Below are 15,478 nucleotides of genomic sequence, written 5' to 3' on the forward strand. Positions count from 1 at the left end.
GAGACCAGCGGCAGACAGCCGCTGGACTGCTTACTCATCGCCATCACTTTTTTGCAGAAAAAACCATTGATTATCGTATAAAAAAATATATAATTTATCTATATCGTATAATTTTTTATACAACGAAAGGGGTCATGGGGATGATGTATGAAGAGCTGGATACGCCGGCACTACTCATTGATAAAAGGGTGATGATGGAGAATGTAGCGGCGATGCAGCAATACGCAGACCGTCAGCATGTCAAATTGCGCCCTCATACGAAAACGCATAAAACGCCTGCACTTGCCAAGCTGCAGGAAGAGAAAGGTGCATCTGGCATTACGGTGGCGAAAGTAGGAGAGGCTGAAGTAATGGCAGCCCATGGGCTCAAGGATATTTTTATCGCCAATCAAATTGTAGGTGAGACTAAACTCAAGCGGATTCGCAAACTGGCAGAGTCGATACAGATTTCATTCGGTATAGATTGTGTTGAGCATGTGAAGCAGATTGAGCAAGTCTTTCGTGAATCAGAGAAAAAAGCGGAGGTTTTAATTGAGATAGAGGTTGGAGAGGGAAGGTCTGGTGTCATTGAAGAACGTGATTTCTGCCACATATTAGAGGCGATTCAAACAAGTGATGCCGTTCATTTAAAGGGGATTTTTTCTCATGATGGTCATACGTATCAAGCGGAAAGTAAAGCACATTGCCAGACATTATACAATGAGGCTGTAAATCGAACGCTCCGTTTTGCGCACATTGCAGAAGAAGCTGGTATGCCGATAGAGGTCGTCAGTATTGGATCAACACCGCCATTTTTATTTCAATTTGATATTCCAAAAGGAGTCACAGAAATACGGCCAGGCACATACATCTTGATGGATGCTTCCCAGTCCAATGTAATCGGCACATATTCACATTGTGCAGCATCTGTGCTGACAACGGTCATTAGTAAACCGACAGAGCGCCGGGTGATTACAGATGTAGGGGCCAAGGGGCTGACGGCACAAACACGTACAAAAGGGCTGACCAAAACAGAGGGCTTAGGCAAAGTGAAAGAATATGATGATGTATTTGTTTCAAGCGTATTTGACGAGCATGCCATTATCTATCATGAAGGCTTTCGTCAAAGTGTACAGATCGGTGAGAAGGTGCAAATTATTCCGAATCACATCTGTCCTGCTGTGAATCTTCATGAAAAAGCATACCTCATTCAAGATGGCGAAGTGGTAGAAGAGCTGGAGATTGCTTGTAAAGGAAAGCTGCAATAAATGGGTAGGATCATAAAAGGCGCCGAAAGGGGTCTTTTTTATTGGAGAAAAAATGGCGAAGATGAATTAGATTGAAACCAAATGTGCCTTTCTCGTCGTCTATTGACTGTATCATCATGAAATGGCAGGGAAATGTGAACCATTAGAAGGATTTTCATTCATTTCCGCATAAATCACAGAAGTGATACATGCGGTCTGTTACAATAAAAATAAGTCATTTCTTGCAAGGTGTTCGTATGAGGTAAAAGTTGATCATATTTGACCGATATGAACAAATGGGAAAGAGAAATGGGGGCCGTGTATGAAAAAACGATGGCATTTGATGCTGCTATTTACCGTGACAGTGACACTACTCACGGCCTGCAATCAAGCAGGTCAGCCGCCTTCAAAACAAAACACAAAAGAAGCTGCGTATGAACAATGGGTTCAACGTTATATGGATGAGTTAAATGAAGCATATGAACACATGACCGATCAATTTATTTCAGATGGACATGGAAAAATTCAAGTCAATGAAAAATTGACAAAAGCGACGAAAGCATTCGACCGTGTCATTCAAAAAGGGCTTACTCATCAAGAAGTGCCAGCTGTGTATCAAAAGGCAGACAAACAATTAAAGACAGGTCTTGCTTCATTTGAAAAAGGAGTTAGCAAGGTAGAGCAGCTGTTAAAGCGTCCTGATCAAGAAAAGCTGTTTATGTCAGCCACTCAACATTTTCAAGATGGATTGCAAGAGACAGCCTCTTTCATTGAAGAAGTAGGAAACGTTCAGCAATCACAATGAAAAGCCTGGAAGAGAGACTTCCAGGCTTTTTCAGATGTGCAGTGTTTGCTTTAATCGGCGTACACCTTCTTGAATCATGGCTTCATCCGTACAGGCAAAACCAAGCAGCAACCCTTTCCTTTTGCTTTCATAACAATAGGGGCTTAATGGATAAATGCCGACACCTGCCGCTTTTGCGGCCTCAATCGTACCTTGTTCATCAAAGTCTGATGTTCCTTCCAAAAAGACGTGAAGGCCTGTATCAGTTCCATATAAACGGAAGTGTTTGTCAAAGTGATGTGTCAAAAGAGCATCCATCATCGCTGCCTGCCGTTTTTTATACACCTGTCTCATCCGCCTGACATATCGCGTAAACTCGCCTTCTCTGAAAAAAGAGGCAAGAGTGATTTGCTCCATGATCGGCAGCTGTCTTTGAATAAGTGATTGCAGTGCAGCGATTTCTTTGATGACTGCTTTGGAGCCGATGATGGCAGCAAGGCGGATGCCTGGTGCAAGCACCTTGGAAAAACTGACAATATAGATCACATGATCGGGTGCTTCTGAAAATAAAGAAGGAAGCGGTCCGCCATGATAACGATAATCCCCATCAAAATCATCTTCTAATATGTAAGATTGAGCCTTCGCAGCAAACTGCAACAGCTCCCGTCTTCTATTGACGCTCATACAGACACCGGTTGGCCGCTGATGAGAGGGCGTTACAGCGATCAGCTTTGTACGTTCTGGCAATGTATTCACCATCATTCCTTCTTCATCGACTGGTGCGGGGTAAATAGTCATTTCGCGATGTAAAAAGGACAACCTAGCTCCAGGAAAACCAGGATCTTCAACAGCGACTGTATCTCCTTTTTTGAGCATGACTTGTGAAATTAAGTCAATGGCTTGCTGTGTGCCCCCTGTTAACACCATTTGGTCTTCTTCTATATCAATGCCGCGTTCAACCGATAAGTATTGGCGAATTTCTGAACGCACTTCCCATAATCCATGCGGAGAAGAATAGCCCCAATCCTTCATATTTAAGCGCTGTAGTGCTTTTAGAAGCGAGCGTTTCCATATGTTTTGAAAATGGTCGTCGATGGCTGGTTCTTGATGGCGGAAATCAATCTCAAGTGTGTCATGAAATTGATTGGCCGAGAGCCAGTGATCCATTTGTTTTTCAGCCTCGTCAAAGTGAGGTCTTGTCGGAAGTGCAAAAGGCGGTTCGTTTTGATGTGGGGGAGAAGCAGCATAGTGATTACTTGAAATGACCTTTGTCCCGCCTCTTCTAGAGGTGCTGACATAGCCTCTTGCTAGCAGTTCATCATAGGCAAGCTGTACGGTGGATCGAGATACGTTGAGCTCTTGTGCTAATACTCTTGTCGGAGTCAACTGATCATCAGGATTCAGTGTGTTTGTATGAATTTTTTGAATGATGCCATTGACGATTTGCTGCCAGAGCGGGGTAGAGCTGGAACGGTCTAAATGAATGTACACAGTGCACCTTCTTTCCTTTGTCATGTCATCATTGATGATGACATGGAATTATGGACTGGTCAATAGCTTCATTTTTGGATGTAGGAAGAAATCCAAATGATGTGTACACTGGTTCATATCATTTACACAGAGGAGAGAGTCCCATGATTCCTGCATCAAAAGAAGAAACAGCACAGCTATCCATGATTCCGTTTGTGTTCGTTTTATTTAGCCTTTTTATGATTACAACAGCAGTGAACCTGCAAGTCCCTCTTTATACGGAATATGCAGAGCAGGCAGGATACGGAAAGGCGTCAACAGCCCTTGTGTTTGCTGCGTATGTTTTCGGACTGATTCCAGTATTACTGTTACTTGGCGGCATGTCTGACCGGGCTGGACGAAAACCGATTTTATTGATCGCTCTTTGCTTTTCATTATGTGCCACCCTGCTCATGATCGTGCATCCGACCATACAAATGCTCTTTGTCGCCCGGCTGCTGCAAGGAGTGGGACTTGGGTTAAGTGTTGGCACATGTACTGCCTACTTGATTGCTTTATATCCAGAGAAATCGGGCTGGATCCCAACGTTTATCGCATTATGCAGTTCAATTGGATTTGGGGGAGGTGCTCTTTTTACAGCGATTCTTTCTTTTGAGCAAGTGTCACTGACGCCTCTTAGCTATTGGATTGTGTTGGTCTTGATTATGTTGACGATTGTTGCTGTATTCTTTTTGGTGCCGCCTGTACAAGGGGATGCAAGTAAACCGCTAATGAACATGCCGAGGTTTCCAAAAGGGACAATGCCTGCGAACATAGCCATTGCTATCGCATGGTCTGTGTGCGGTCTTGTCATTTCGATTTTGCCAGCACAGCTTAAATTAAATGGCTATGAATTGTGGGTAGGCCCGGCGCTGTTTTTTATTAATATGGCAGGTGTTCTGATGCAGCCTTTTGTCCGAAAGATGAATAGCAGTGCAGCGCTTCGTATCGGTTTTATTTGTCTTCCGTGCGGATATGGCCTGCTGTTATTCGGTGCTAATAGCGGGTCCATTTTCCTTGTCCTTGCTGGAACTCTTTTAGCGGGCACAGCTTGCTATGGATTTACTTACTTAGGCGGTCTCCAGCTGATTGTTGAGAAAGGGAAGAAGGAAGCGGCTAGAGCCGTTGCTGGGTATTACTTGTTTGCGTATCTAGGTCTTGGCATACCAAGTGTGTTCGTTGGTCTCTTTGCTGATATGTACGGTACTCAGACAGTGTTAACGCTCTTTTTCATGCTCGTGCTGGCTACCTGTCTGATCTTGCTTAGTTTAAGTTTCAGAGAGAGGCAAAAGTGAAATGGATTCTTTCTCTTTCCTCTCCAATTCGTTTAAAATAAAGACAGAAGAGGGGGAGGGAAATGAAAAAAGTACAGCTAAATGGAGCGATGTGCAGATCACAAGAGGAGCTTCATGATCAACTAAAAACAGTGTTACAACTTCCTGATCATTACGGGAAAAATCTTGATGCCCTTTGGGACTGTTTAACAGGAGAAGTGAGCTTGCCTGTAGAGCTTACATGGATTCATTATCAAGCAAGCAAAGACGAGCTTGGTGATTATGCAGAGAATTTGCGGCAGTTATTTCAAGAGGCTGAAGAGGAACTGCAAGGGCAGTTTCAATTGAATATTGAAGTGTAAAAAAGCAGCTGATCCCAAAAGCTGTTTTTTTATGCAGTTTTCACCCTTTCTCATTCTACTATTGAATATTTCACTAAATATGATAATATATGAACTGCCGTTAATTGATAATGATAATCATTTGTGGCAGAGAGCTTGATAGAAAGTGTGAACCCTGTATGAAGTTGTACCAATTAAGTTTGTTGTTTGTGTGTTTGGCATGTGCGTCGCTGTTTGTCGGAGTACAGGACCTGTCTCTTTTACAGTTGTTTCATCTATCAGATGAACAAATGAACACCTTATTTTCAAGTCGCATCCCGCGGCTGATGAGTATTGTGCTTGCTGGCATGAGCCTGAGCTTATGCGGTTTTATCATGCAAAGCATGACGAGAAATAAATTTGTCTCTCCAACGACTGCAGGAACAATGGATTGGGCCAAGCTGGGTATTTTAACCGCTATGCTTGTTTTTACACAGGCAAGCCCGCTGATGAAAATGGCGATTGCGTTTTTATTTACGTTAGCTGGCAATCTATTATTCTTAAAAATTCTACGCCATATTAAGGTGAACGATACGATCTACGTACCGTTAGTCGGCTTAATGTTTGGCGGAATTGTTAGTTCAATTTCCACGTTTATAGCCTATAAATATGATTTGATCCAAAACGTATCCGCATGGCTGCAAGGGGATTTTTCTCTTATTGTTCAGGGGCGTTATGAACTGCTCTATGTGAGTGTTCCTCTATTGATCATCGCGTATTTATATGCTGACCGCTTTACAGTGGCTGGTATGGGTGAGAGCTTTGCCGTCAATTTAGGTTTAACGTATAAACGTGTCATGGCAGTTGGTTTGGTGATTGTTTCGATGATTACTTCTGTAACGCTTTTGACTGTTGGCATGCTACCTTTCCTCGGCTTAATCATTCCGAATATTGTATCGATCTACCGAGGGGATCACTTGAAAAAGAGCCTTCCGCATACGGCTTTATTAGGGGCCATTTTTGTGCTCATATGTGACGTGCTCGGACGAGTGATCATTTATCCATATGAAATATCTGTCGGGCTTATGGTCGGCATCATTGGAAGTGCGATCTTCCTGTACATGTTATTAAGGAGGAAGCGCTATGCATAAGAAACGAACATTATTTCTCATTGCAGCCATTGCAGCCGTATTCATTGTCATCTTCGTCACCTTTCAAATGGGGTACTGGGAGTACACAGTGCCGAGCCGTTTAAAAAAGGTGCTTGCCATGACTTTGACAGGAGGCGCGATTGCCTTTTCCTCTGTTGTGTTTCAAACATTGACCAACAACAGAATCTTAACGCCAAGCATTTTAGGGTTAGACGCGCTTTACTTGTTTTTGCAAACGGCGATTATTTATCTTTTTGGATCGACCAACTTGATGATCGCGAATAAGAACCTGAATTTCTTTCTCTGCGTTGGATTAATGATTCTTTTTTCTGTGCTGCTCTATACGGTCATGTTCAAGCGCAAAAACAAGCATATTTTCTTACTCCTGCTTGTCGGGATTGTGTTTGGAACATTGTTCAAAAGTCTTTCTTCCTTTATGGAAATGCTCATTGACCCGAATGAATACCAAGTCGTACAGGACAAGTCCTTTGCCAGCTTTAATCACATGAACACAGATATTTTACTCTTCGCTTCTCTTTTATTTGCGGCGCTTTGTCTTTATATTTGGACCTTCCGCGCGAAATTAGATGTCATGTCGTTAGGAAAGGAACAGGCTGTGAATCTCGGGATTGACTATGACGGGATCACAAAAAAGATGCTGATCGTCATTGCCGTCCTTGTTTCTATTGCGACGGCCCTCGTCGGCCCGATTACGTTTCTTGGCTTACTCGTTGTAAATGTGGCAAGAGAGCTGTTTCGTACATATCGGCACACGTACTTGCTATTAGGCTCGTTTTTCATTAGTGTCATTGCGCTTGTAGGCGGGGAATTTCTTGTGGAAAAGGTATTTACGTTTCAAACACCGCTTAGTGTGCTGATTGATTTAGTCGGCGGACTGTATTTTATTTATCTACTTTTAAAGGAGAGTCGTTCATGGTCGTGATGAAGGGAGTTAGTAAGACATATAACGGAAAAACAGTGCTTCACGAAACAACTGTCAGTGTAAAAAAAGGACAGCTGACCTCTCTCATTGGTCCAAATGGCGCAGGCAAAAGTACGCTTTTGTCCATCATGAGCCGCCTGATTCAACCTGATACTGGGGAAGCTTATTTAGAGGATAAACCTTATCGAGCGTACTCTCCTCAGGATCTTGCGAAAAAAATGAGCATCTTGAAGCAGTCGAACCACATGAGTGTGCGTCTGACCGTTCGTGAGCTTGTCAGCTTTGGCCGCTTTCCTTACTCTCAAGGCCGCTTGACAAAAGAAGATGAGAACATGATTGATGTGTCGCTTCAATACATGAGACTCGTCGAAATCCAGCATCAATATTTAGATGAACTAAGCGGCGGACAAAGGCAGAGAGCCTTTATTGCCATGGTGCTGGCTCAGGATACGGATTATATTTTCTTAGATGAGCCTTTAAATAATTTAGATATGAACCATTCAGTTGAAATGATGAAGCTGTTTCAGCAGCTCGTGAAAGATCTTGGAAAAACGATTGTTGTTGTTCTCCATGATATTAACTTTGCATCTGTCTATACAGATCACATCGTCGCCTTAAAAGAGGGTCAGGTAATCAAAGAAGGAAGCGTTGATGAAGTGATTCAAACAGAAGCACTTGAACACATTTATGACATGCGCATACCGATCGAAGTCATTCGTGGTGAGCGTATTTGCTTATATTTTTCTTGAAAAAATGAAGAGGTGATCAATCATGAAAAAATGGATTTGGATGATAACAGTATTAACAGCGATTGCTGTCCTTGCTGCCTGTGGTAACCAAGGAAAAACAGCGGGAACGAATGAGGAAACCGTAACAGTAAAGGATATGTTGAATAAAGACGGTGTAAAAATCAAGAAAAACCCGAAAAAAGTCGTCGTCTTTGATATGGGAAGTCTCGATACACTTGATAAGCTTGGTGTCAACGTGACAGCCTTACCAAAACAAGTGATTCCTCACTATTTATCTAAATATGAAAGTGACAAATATGAGAATGTCGGCGGCTTAAAAGAGCCAAACTTTGAGAAAATTGCAGAAATCAAGCCTGACTTGATCATTATTCAGCATCGTCAAGCAGATGCATTTGATGAATTTTCTAAAATTGCTCCGACGATTTATATGGATGTAGATAACGCAAACTATATAGAATCATTTAAAAAGAATGCTGAAACATTAGGAAAGATTTTTGATAAGGAAGACAAAGTCAAAAAAGAACTTTCTGCCATTGACCAAAAAGTGGCTTCATTAAAGAAACAAGCCAAAGAGTTAAAGAAAAATGGACTCGTCATTATGGCGAACGACAGCAAAATGACGGCATTTGGTCCTAAGTCAAGATATGGTCTGATTCATGATGTATTTGGGATTACACCAGCAGATCAAAAGCTAGAGCCATCTGATAAACATGGACAAAGCATTTCGTATGAGTATATGGTCAAAACGAACCCAGATTACTTATTTGTCGTGGATCGCGGCGCGGCAATTGGAGAAGAAACGTCTGCGAAACAGCTTGTTGAAAATGATTATGTGAAATCAGTCAAAGCGGTTAAAAACAATCATGTGGTGTATTTAAACTCTGACATGTGGTATTTAGCTGGAGGCGGCCTTGAATCATTGAATGCGATGATTGATGAAGTGAAAAAAGGAATTGAACAAAAGTAATGGATGAAAAGCTGCTCCTATCGAGCAGCTTTTTTATTGTGGATACATAAAAATATGTTGCGTGCAGGAAACTTTCATCAAAATATGTTATAGTGGAACCTACATTGTGATACTAAGATAGAGTGAGGGTTCGGAAAGGATGAAGGAGAAAACAAGATCAAAAAGAAGGCTAAGACCTTGGGTGAAAGTCGTGCTGTTTATCATGGCATTTGTCATGGTTATGGCTGTATCTGTCACAGGATACGCATACTATAAAATTTCAAAAGCGTCGAATAAAGCGCAAGTATCTTTAGAAAGAGGAGAGACCTCGCAAAAGCGTGTGAAAGCTTTTGATCCAGGAAAGGATAGCTTTTCGGTGCTGCTCTTAGGGATTGACAGCCGTCCAGGTGAAACGGTAGACGAAGCAAGAAGTGATGCGGTCTTACTGGCGACGGTGAATCGAACAGACAAAACGATCAAGCTCCTAAGTATTCCTCGTGATTCTTATGTTGATATACCGGGGAGAGGATATGATAAAATTGCTCACGCCCATGCGTTTGGGAGTGCAGATTTATCAGTCAAAACGGTAGAGAATTTGTTAAACATCCCGGTAGACTATGTGATTGCAGGAAACTTTAAGGCGTTTCAAGACATTGTCGATGAGCTAAATGGAATTGACGTAACGATTGAAGATGAAGGCATTGCAAAACAAATGGAGAAGGATTCAAAAGGAAAAGTTCATGTGGAAACAGGCACGCATACGCTCAGTGGTGAAGAAGCATTAGCGTTTGTGAGAACGAGAAAGGCAGATAGTGATCTCATGCGCGGAAAGCGCCAAATGGAAGCACTTCAAGCCATCTTTGAAAAATCCAAATCCATTTCGTCCATACCGTCTTATGACAACATCATTGATACACTTGGAGATAACGTCTCTACCAATTTATCCATGAAACAGTTGATCGGTCTATTCCCTTTACTGAGTTCATTAAAATCAGTGGATACCATCCAGTTAAAAGGGCACGATTACCAGCCTGGGAATGTGTATTACTTTGAGTTAGATGGACCAGGATTAGAAGAAGTGAGACAAGAGCTGAGAAAACAGCTCGAATTATCATAATGGAGAAAGAGCCTGCCGCTGTGGCAGGCTTTTTTTTAATAATAGAGGGTTGCAGGCATCGTTGGGTACCACACACCATTTAAAGCAAGCGCCCAGCCATACACCTTTTGACCTGATTCAATCTTGTCCTTTACCGAAGTGAGCGCTTCGTATGAAAAGACTTGATAAGACTGTCCGGTTTTTTTAGCGACAATGACCGATAGAATATTGTCATTGAATACACTTGGCTCTTCGTCCGTACTCGTCCAAGCAATTCGATTATAGTAATTCATGTTGAAAGGATTTTCGAGTGCTTTCACTTCAAACTTTACTCGTTTTCCAACGATAGAAACCGTTGTATAGGCTACACTTGTTATTTGTGTAGATGCTGCTGGGGCTTGTTTTCCTGTTTGCAGTGGTTCTAATGCTGACACTGTGCTTGGCACAAGTAATCCTGCTGCTAAGGTAAGTGCTGTTATTTTTTTGAACATGAGTTGGAACCTCCTAATTTTTGGTATAATAATCAATTCGCCAAAAAGTGAAGAGTTCCTTCTATAAATGTAAAATATAACCATATTATTTTCCTGAATGGAGGAAATAATGGGTGAGCATTTCCTCTACACGATGACGTATACGGGGATTAAAATATTTATGCTTTTCTTCATAGCCATTGATCAGAAATAAATATGTCGTAAATCCTTCATCGTGTTCAATTTGCTGTACGTTCATTTTTTCTTTACGTAACTGTTGTTTCAGTTGATAAAGGGCTTTTTGTGCTTCTTTTAATGAAGAGGTGACTAGCTGAATATATGGTTCATTTAGTTTGAATGTTTGATGTTTTTTAAGGTGCGTCAAATCACGATTGAGGATGGAGATGACCATTGGAAGAAAGATGGCTTGTTCCATCATCTGAAGTTGTACGCTTGATAATCTCGTCATGTCCATGCCTGCTTTCTTTATATATAGAACATTTGTTCTTGTTTATTATATCGGATGAGTTAAAAAATCTCAAGGGGGTGCTGAGAGGGATTCATTTGTATATTTTTATGTTTTCCATGTAAAATGAAAGATAGACAAACCTTGAAGGAGTCAAACAAGTTGCCATTATTTCTTTCTATATTTACTCATGAAAATATCACATCATTTTTTGAAAGCTACAAGGCTTTTGGACCCATTGTGGCTATATTACTCCCTTTAATAGAAGCATTTCTACCGTTTTTACCTCTCGTGGCATTTGCGGTGGCCAATGCAAATGCTTTTGGGCTATGGGAAGGCTTTTTATTGACCTGGATTGGTGCAAGTGCAGGGTCTATCCTTGTCTTTTTACTGATCAGAAAATTTGGACAGATGAGGATGTTGAACTTTATTAGCAGACACCCTTCTATTCAAAAGCTAATGCTTTGGGTTGAAAAGCGGGGATTTGGTCCGTTGTTTATTTTACTCTGCTTTCCTTTTACACCCTCTGCTGCCGTTAATGTCGTAGCAGGTCTATCAAGAATCAGCGTCTGGCAGTTCTCATTAGCCGCTTTATCAGGGAAGTGTGTCATGCTCTTTATTATTAGTTTTATCGGCTATGACATTTCAGCTTTAGTAAAGAATCCGTTAAGAAGTGTTTTTGCGGTTCTAGTCATTGCTTTATTATGGTATGTTGGAAAGAGAGTAGAAAATAGGTTGAATATTCGGATGAGTCAGCGTGAGGACAAAGGAGGCTCTTAATGAAAAAGAAGCCATTGCTATGGTTCATGATTATTACATGCATCGTCTTGTTGTTCCAAGTAAAGAATTTCATGTTTGTCACGTACAAAGTAGAAGGGGTTAGTATGGACCCGACATTTACAGATGGAACAGAATTATTAATTAACAAGTTCTCGCCAAAACTCACGAAAATTAGCCGGTTTGACTATGTATTATTTCATGGCCCTAAAAATCAAATCTTGATCAAACGGGTCATTGGACTTCCAGGAGAAACAATCAAATATGAAGATGATCAACTGTTTGTTGATGGTGTAAAGTGGAAAGAGCCGTATTTAAAAGAGCAGAAAAAACATAAAATGGGCAACGTCCTAACAGGTGATTTTCAGCTGAAAGCCATCACCGGTCGTCAGAACATACAAAACAATCATTACTTCGTGATCGGAGATAATCGAATACATAGCTTTGACAGCCGGCATTTTGGAACGATCTCAAAGGATCAAGTAGTCGGTGTAAAAAGGAATCATGATGAATAAAAAAGAGCCGCTCTGCATAAGTAGAGCGGCTCTTTCTATTTAGCGGTTTTATAATCAGTCTGTCTTTTTGCCCAGACATGATGTAAGAAACGAAAAAACGGTGGCAGCATGGCGATGACCAAAATAATTCTGACGACTTGTACAGCCGCAACAAATGTGGAATCCTCGTGAAGTGTAACAGCTGTTGTGGCCATTTCTGCAATACCGCCAGGCGAAAAAGCAAGAATGGCCGTAATGACAGAAATACCTGTTATTTCTGCGATGGCAATTGAACTGAGAACGGTCGCAGCAATCAATCCGGCTGAGCTGACGACGGCCACAATCAAGGTATTTTTTAGCCCGACAAACATTTGTTTATTCATTTTTGACCCGATGGTTGCCCCTAGAAATACCTGTGACGCAATGTTCGCTTGGGCTGGCCAGTAAGGAATCAAATCATGACCTGTCAAGGCGCCTGCCCCTACTTGGAGAGCCGCCACACCTAACATACTGCCGATGAGCCAAGGGGCGGGAAAGTGAAGACGCACGGCTAGGCGTGACATCAGCCATGCCCCTACAATGAGTGCAGCAGTCCAAGAAATGTTTGATATTGTGAAAACGCCTGATGAGAAGGCGCTGCCTTGGGCGACTACCACATCTGATTGGCTTTTTGTATTTAAATAAAATACCGTAAATGGAATGGTCAGTACGACCATTAACACACGTATCGTTTGTACAAGACTCACTACAGCTGTATTTGCTCCAACCTCTTGGGCGATGCCCGGCATAGCGGAAAGACCGCCGGGGGCAGTGCCGACAAAGCTGGTCAGCATATCTGTTTTACTCAGCTTCCATAAGACAAATCCGGAGAGCATGGCTAATAAAATAGAAAAGACGAGCATGAAACTCACGGGAAGCCAATTTTCAGCGAAAATGTGAAGGACTTTCATGTTCATTTTTTGTCCTAGTTCGATTCCGAGAATGAATTGACCAAGGAGTAGCCATCTGCTGTGAATACGTAAGGTATTCTTTCCTTTACGCTGAAACAGGGCGGGACGGCGCAGGGCAATAAATGCAGCTGTCATTAATGTGCCAATCATCCAGCCGATAGACATCCCTGTTAGAGATAAAAGGAATCCACCTAAACCGCTTACCGCAATCAAAATGAGATCGGTTCGAAGGCTGTTTCCTTGCTTCATCACGTATAAACCTTCTTCCTGTATATTTGTTCAGTAAGTGAAATGTTGTTATCTTCACTATAATACAAAAGTCTCTATAAATAAAATACGAATTTTTTTAGTATTTTCATAAGATTATCTTATGGTTAACTCTGTTAGTAAAAATTGTTTTTGATATAAATGACATATAATTTTTGTCAAAAACAAATACAATATACAACGATTTTCCCTTATTTTTGTTATCGGTTGACTATCATTTTCAATTACACTACAATGCTTAGTGTGAGGTGATGACATGAAAATTCCTTCTTTTAAATATAATGAAAAGGGATTGAACCGCTTTTTCGGTCCTTTAGAAGGAAGGATCATGGAGATCCTTTATCAAGGTGAGGATATGCCGATTAAAGAGGTACAGCAGAAGCTGTCAGATGAGAAGCCAATTAATTTCAACACGGTCATGACGGTACTCAATCGATTAACCGAAAAAGGAATTGTGGAAAAGAAAACAAAAGGGCGTTCATCTATCTATAACCCTGTTTTAACAAAAGAAGAATTTCTAAATGAGCAAACGAAATGGATTACTCAAGGACTGATGGATGATTTCGGCCCCCTTGCAGTCAATCATATGGTGGACGCAATTGAAAGTGCTGATCCTGAATTACTGAAGGTACTCGAAGCAAGGCTTGCATCCAAAAAAGAGGAGAAACGACATGATTAAAATGAAGTCGAGTCTGCTGTTTTTAGGCGGTATATTGATTGGCTTAGTGATCTTTTACCAGATGGGCTATTATGTACTCTCAAGCTTTTTTGGCTGGAATCAAGCATATAACCTGATCCACGTATGTCAATCTGTTCTCGAATTTTATGGATTCACTCCTTTAAAGTATTTTCTGGATGCGTTCGTCTTGTATACGCTTGGTTTTGCCGTTTTCTATATGACAAAGCAGGTCAGAAAGTATCTTCATTTCAAAAGAAATATGCTGATGGCAGTCGATCAACATTCAACGCAAACTCTATCAGACAAGTATAGAAATGAGATCATTGTGTTTCATTGCCATGAACCGCTTGCTTTCGCAATGGGGATGCTTCGGCCAAAAGTGTATCTCTCAACAGCGCTTATAGACATGCTGGATGAAGGGGAAATCGATGCGGTTGTCTATCACGAATTACATCACAAATACAGCTACGATCCTTTAAAGACTTTCGCTTTCTCTATGCTCACAAAAGTGATTTGGTACATTCCTGTGTTAAAGCATATGAGACAAAGTTACTCCGTTTTTCGTGAAGTCATTGCAGATGACTATGCCATTCAGCAGACAGGGACTGAGCTTGGAGTAGGGCAAGCCCTTTTGAAACTCATTAAAAATAGAACCCAGTTTCAAAAACAAACGAAATTTGCCGTGTCCTTTGGAGACCGAGCATTAAATTTAAGAATCCAAAAAATCTTAAACCCAACATACAACATACCGTTCAATGTACCACTTATCCCAATTGTGACATCAACCATCCTCATGTTGGTCTTAATGATTATGCTCAACTTAAATTACTAATTTTTTTTACGAATGAACATTACATGATGTAGTGTAAAAATGGGAGGAAATCACTATATGAAAACAAATCAAGAAATAGGAACACTTTTTGTACGCGTCATCTTAGGCATTATTTTCTTTTTACATGGACTTCAAGCATATCAAGGTGGACTAGGAGGCACTGCGGCATTTTTTGGTCAAATTGGTGTTCCTGAATTTATGGCCTATATTGTCAAAACAATTGAACTGGTTGGTGGAATTGCCCTGATTCTAGGTTTAGGCACACGTCTTTTCGCAGCTTTATTTGTGCCAATTATGGCTGTAGCCATTATCACAGTTGGTTTTGCAAGAGGATTTGTGGGCGGTTATGAATTTGAACTTTCTTTAATGGTCATGGCGCTTTACTTGACACTTAGTGGCAGCAAGATGCTTTCGATTGATGGATTGTTAAAACAACAGCAGCAAAGCAATGAAGCAAAATTTCATTAAATAACAAAAAACTCCTTCTGCGATTTGTAGCAGAGGAGTTTTTTTATGGTCAAAAGGTCGTTTTATCATTAAAAAAG

Annotated in this window: 18 protein-coding genes; 14 read left to right on the forward strand and 4 right to left on the reverse strand. The window is 41.1% G+C overall.

What is annotated here, in order from left to right:
- The first annotated feature begins 140 nt into the window (after positions 1-140).
- Both BA79_RS00070 and BA79_RS00075 read left to right on the forward strand, forming a co-directional pair.
- The gene (locus BA79_RS00070) at positions 141-1,247 is read left to right on the forward strand and encodes an alanine racemase (protein WP_035701023.1); all 1,107 of its coding nucleotides are present in this window, start codon (positions 141-143) and stop codon (positions 1,245-1,247) included.
- Positions 1,248-1,548: 301 nt separating this feature from the next.
- Positions 1,549-2,031 (forward strand): hypothetical protein, encoded by a 483-nt coding sequence (locus BA79_RS00075; protein ID WP_025207098.1) that lies wholly within the window; start codon positions 1,549-1,551, stop codon positions 2,029-2,031.
- 30 nt (positions 2,032-2,061) lie between these two features.
- On the opposite strand, the gene pdxR is transcribed toward BA79_RS00075, so the two are convergent.
- Positions 2,062-3,501, reverse strand: coding sequence for a MocR-like pyridoxine biosynthesis transcription factor PdxR (pdxR, locus tag BA79_RS00080; protein WP_025207099.1), 1,440 nt, complete (start codon positions 3,499-3,501; stop codon positions 2,062-2,064).
- Between the two features lie 143 nt (positions 3,502-3,644).
- Here pdxR and BA79_RS00085 point away from each other — a divergent pair, with 143 nt between their 5' ends.
- The 7 genes from BA79_RS00085 (at position 3,645) to BA79_RS00115 (ending at position 10,019) form a co-directional block, all read left to right on the forward strand.
- Complete coding sequence (locus BA79_RS00085; protein WP_035700168.1) at positions 3,645-4,814, forward strand: MFS transporter; 1,170 nt, start codon at positions 3,645-3,647, stop codon at positions 4,812-4,814.
- 62 nt (positions 4,815-4,876) lie between these two features.
- Entirely contained in the window at positions 4,877-5,155 is a 279-nt protein-coding gene (locus BA79_RS00090; protein WP_025207101.1) for a barstar family protein, read from the forward strand.
- 158 nt (positions 5,156-5,313) lie between these two features.
- Positions 5,314-6,264 (forward strand): ABC transporter permease, encoded by a 951-nt coding sequence (locus BA79_RS00095; RefSeq protein ID WP_035700170.1) that lies wholly within the window; start codon positions 5,314-5,316, stop codon positions 6,262-6,264.
- Complete coding sequence (locus BA79_RS00100) at positions 6,257-7,207, forward strand: iron chelate uptake ABC transporter family permease subunit (protein ID WP_035700173.1); 951 nt, start codon at positions 6,257-6,259, stop codon at positions 7,205-7,207. Before BA79_RS00095 ends, BA79_RS00100 begins: the two co-directional genes overlap by 8 nt.
- A complete protein-coding gene (locus BA79_RS00105) occupies positions 7,198-7,956 on the forward strand; it encodes an iron ABC transporter ATP-binding protein (protein WP_035700177.1) in 759 nt (252 codons plus the stop codon). The genes BA79_RS00100 and BA79_RS00105 overlap by 10 nt, the downstream gene beginning before the upstream one ends.
- Before the next feature lie 22 nt (positions 7,957-7,978).
- Complete coding sequence (locus tag BA79_RS00110) at positions 7,979-8,923, forward strand: siderophore ABC transporter substrate-binding protein (protein ID WP_035700179.1); 945 nt, start codon at positions 7,979-7,981, stop codon at positions 8,921-8,923.
- Positions 8,924-9,062: 139 nt separating this feature from the next.
- Complete coding sequence (locus tag BA79_RS00115; RefSeq protein ID WP_008348636.1) at positions 9,063-10,019, forward strand: LCP family protein; 957 nt, start codon at positions 9,063-9,065, stop codon at positions 10,017-10,019.
- Positions 10,020-10,054: 35 nt separating this feature from the next.
- Here BA79_RS00115 and BA79_RS00120 read toward each other — a convergent pair whose 3' ends face one another.
- Positions 10,055-10,489: a hypothetical protein gene (locus tag BA79_RS00120; protein WP_035700181.1), complete on the reverse strand. Its 435-nt coding sequence runs from the start codon at positions 10,487-10,489 to the stop codon at positions 10,055-10,057.
- A gap of 85 nt (positions 10,490-10,574) precedes the next feature.
- Positions 10,575-10,937 carry a YhjD family protein gene (locus BA79_RS00125; RefSeq protein WP_008348633.1) on the reverse strand — a complete coding sequence of 121 codons (363 nt, stop codon included), beginning with the start codon at positions 10,935-10,937 and terminating at the stop codon, positions 10,575-10,577.
- Positions 10,938-11,096: 159 nt separating this feature from the next.
- On the opposite strand from BA79_RS00125, the gene BA79_RS00130 reads away from it, so the two are divergent.
- Both BA79_RS00130 and lepB read left to right on the forward strand, forming a co-directional pair.
- Entirely contained in the window at positions 11,097-11,714 is a 618-nt protein-coding gene (locus BA79_RS00130; protein WP_017366969.1) for a TVP38/TMEM64 family protein, read from the forward strand.
- Complete coding sequence (gene lepB / locus BA79_RS00135) at positions 11,714-12,226, forward strand: signal peptidase I (protein ID WP_007499139.1); 513 nt, start codon at positions 11,714-11,716, stop codon at positions 12,224-12,226. Before BA79_RS00130 ends, lepB begins: the two co-directional genes overlap by 1 nt.
- 35 nt (positions 12,227-12,261) lie before the next feature.
- Here lepB and BA79_RS00140 read toward each other — a convergent pair whose 3' ends face one another.
- The gene (locus BA79_RS00140) at positions 12,262-13,404 is read right to left on the reverse strand and encodes an AbrB family transcriptional regulator (RefSeq protein ID WP_035700184.1); all 1,143 of its coding nucleotides are present in this window, start codon (positions 13,402-13,404) and stop codon (positions 12,262-12,264) included.
- A 274-nt stretch (positions 13,405-13,678) separates the two neighbouring features.
- Here BA79_RS00140 and BA79_RS00145 point away from each other — a divergent pair, with 274 nt between their 5' ends.
- From BA79_RS00145 to BA79_RS00155, 3 genes are read left to right on the forward strand one after another with little or no spacing between them, the layout of a single operon-like run.
- The gene (locus BA79_RS00145; protein WP_007499135.1) at positions 13,679-14,101 is read left to right on the forward strand and encodes a BlaI/MecI/CopY family transcriptional regulator; all 423 of its coding nucleotides are present in this window, start codon (positions 13,679-13,681) and stop codon (positions 14,099-14,101) included.
- Entirely contained in the window at positions 14,094-14,933 is an 840-nt protein-coding gene (locus BA79_RS00150) for a M56 family metallopeptidase (RefSeq protein ID WP_035700187.1), read from the forward strand. Before BA79_RS00145 ends, BA79_RS00150 begins: the two co-directional genes overlap by 8 nt.
- A 57-nt stretch (positions 14,934-14,990) precedes the next feature.
- The gene (locus BA79_RS00155) at positions 14,991-15,401 is read left to right on the forward strand and encodes a DoxX family protein (protein ID WP_008348626.1); all 411 of its coding nucleotides are present in this window, start codon (positions 14,991-14,993) and stop codon (positions 15,399-15,401) included.
- The last annotated feature ends 77 nt before the right edge of the window (positions 15,402-15,478 follow it).

Origin of the sequence: Bacillus altitudinis 41KF2b (assembly GCF_000691145.1) — a bacterium.
GTDB lineage: Bacteria > Bacillota > Bacilli > Bacillales > Bacillaceae > Bacillus > Bacillus altitudinis.

What these genes read in the sequence shown, in the direction of transcription:
- BA79_RS00070 (WP_035701023.1), top strand. Translation starts at nt 141, where the DNA reads ATGATGTATGAAGAGCTGGATACGCCGGCACTACTCATTGATAAAAGG.
- BA79_RS00115 (WP_008348636.1), top strand. Translation starts at nt 9,063, where the DNA reads ATGAAGGAGAAAACAAGATCAAAAAGAAGGCTAAGACCTTGGGTGAAA.
- lepB (WP_007499139.1), top strand. Translation starts at nt 11,714, where the DNA reads ATGAAAAAGAAGCCATTGCTATGGTTCATGATTATTACATGCATCGTC.
- BA79_RS00095 (WP_035700170.1), top strand. Translation starts at nt 5,314, where the DNA reads ATGAAGTTGTACCAATTAAGTTTGTTGTTTGTGTGTTTGGCATGTGCG.
- BA79_RS00155 (WP_008348626.1), top strand. Translation starts at nt 14,991, where the DNA reads ATGAAAACAAATCAAGAAATAGGAACACTTTTTGTACGCGTCATCTTA.
- BA79_RS00140 (WP_035700184.1), bottom strand. Translation starts at nt 13,404, where the DNA reads ATGAAGCAAGGAAACAGCCTTCGAACCGATCTCATTTTGATTGCGGTA.
- BA79_RS00075 (WP_025207098.1), top strand. Translation starts at nt 1,549, where the DNA reads ATGAAAAAACGATGGCATTTGATGCTGCTATTTACCGTGACAGTGACA.
- BA79_RS00125 (WP_008348633.1), bottom strand. Translation starts at nt 10,937, where the DNA reads ATGACGAGATTATCAAGCGTACAACTTCAGATGATGGAACAAGCCATC.
- BA79_RS00145 (WP_007499135.1), top strand. Translation starts at nt 13,679, where the DNA reads ATGAAAATTCCTTCTTTTAAATATAATGAAAAGGGATTGAACCGCTTT.
- BA79_RS00085 (WP_035700168.1), top strand. Translation starts at nt 3,645, where the DNA reads ATGATTCCTGCATCAAAAGAAGAAACAGCACAGCTATCCATGATTCCG.
- BA79_RS00090 (WP_025207101.1), top strand. Translation starts at nt 4,877, where the DNA reads ATGAAAAAAGTACAGCTAAATGGAGCGATGTGCAGATCACAAGAGGAG.
- BA79_RS00100 (WP_035700173.1), top strand. Translation starts at nt 6,257, where the DNA reads ATGCATAAGAAACGAACATTATTTCTCATTGCAGCCATTGCAGCCGTA.
- BA79_RS00150 (WP_035700187.1), top strand. Translation starts at nt 14,094, where the DNA reads ATGATTAAAATGAAGTCGAGTCTGCTGTTTTTAGGCGGTATATTGATT.
- BA79_RS00110 (WP_035700179.1), top strand. Translation starts at nt 7,979, where the DNA reads ATGAAAAAATGGATTTGGATGATAACAGTATTAACAGCGATTGCTGTC.
- BA79_RS00120 (WP_035700181.1), bottom strand. Translation starts at nt 10,489, where the DNA reads ATGTTCAAAAAAATAACAGCACTTACCTTAGCAGCAGGATTACTTGTG.
- BA79_RS00105 (WP_035700177.1), top strand. Translation starts at nt 7,198, where the DNA reads ATGGTCGTGATGAAGGGAGTTAGTAAGACATATAACGGAAAAACAGTG.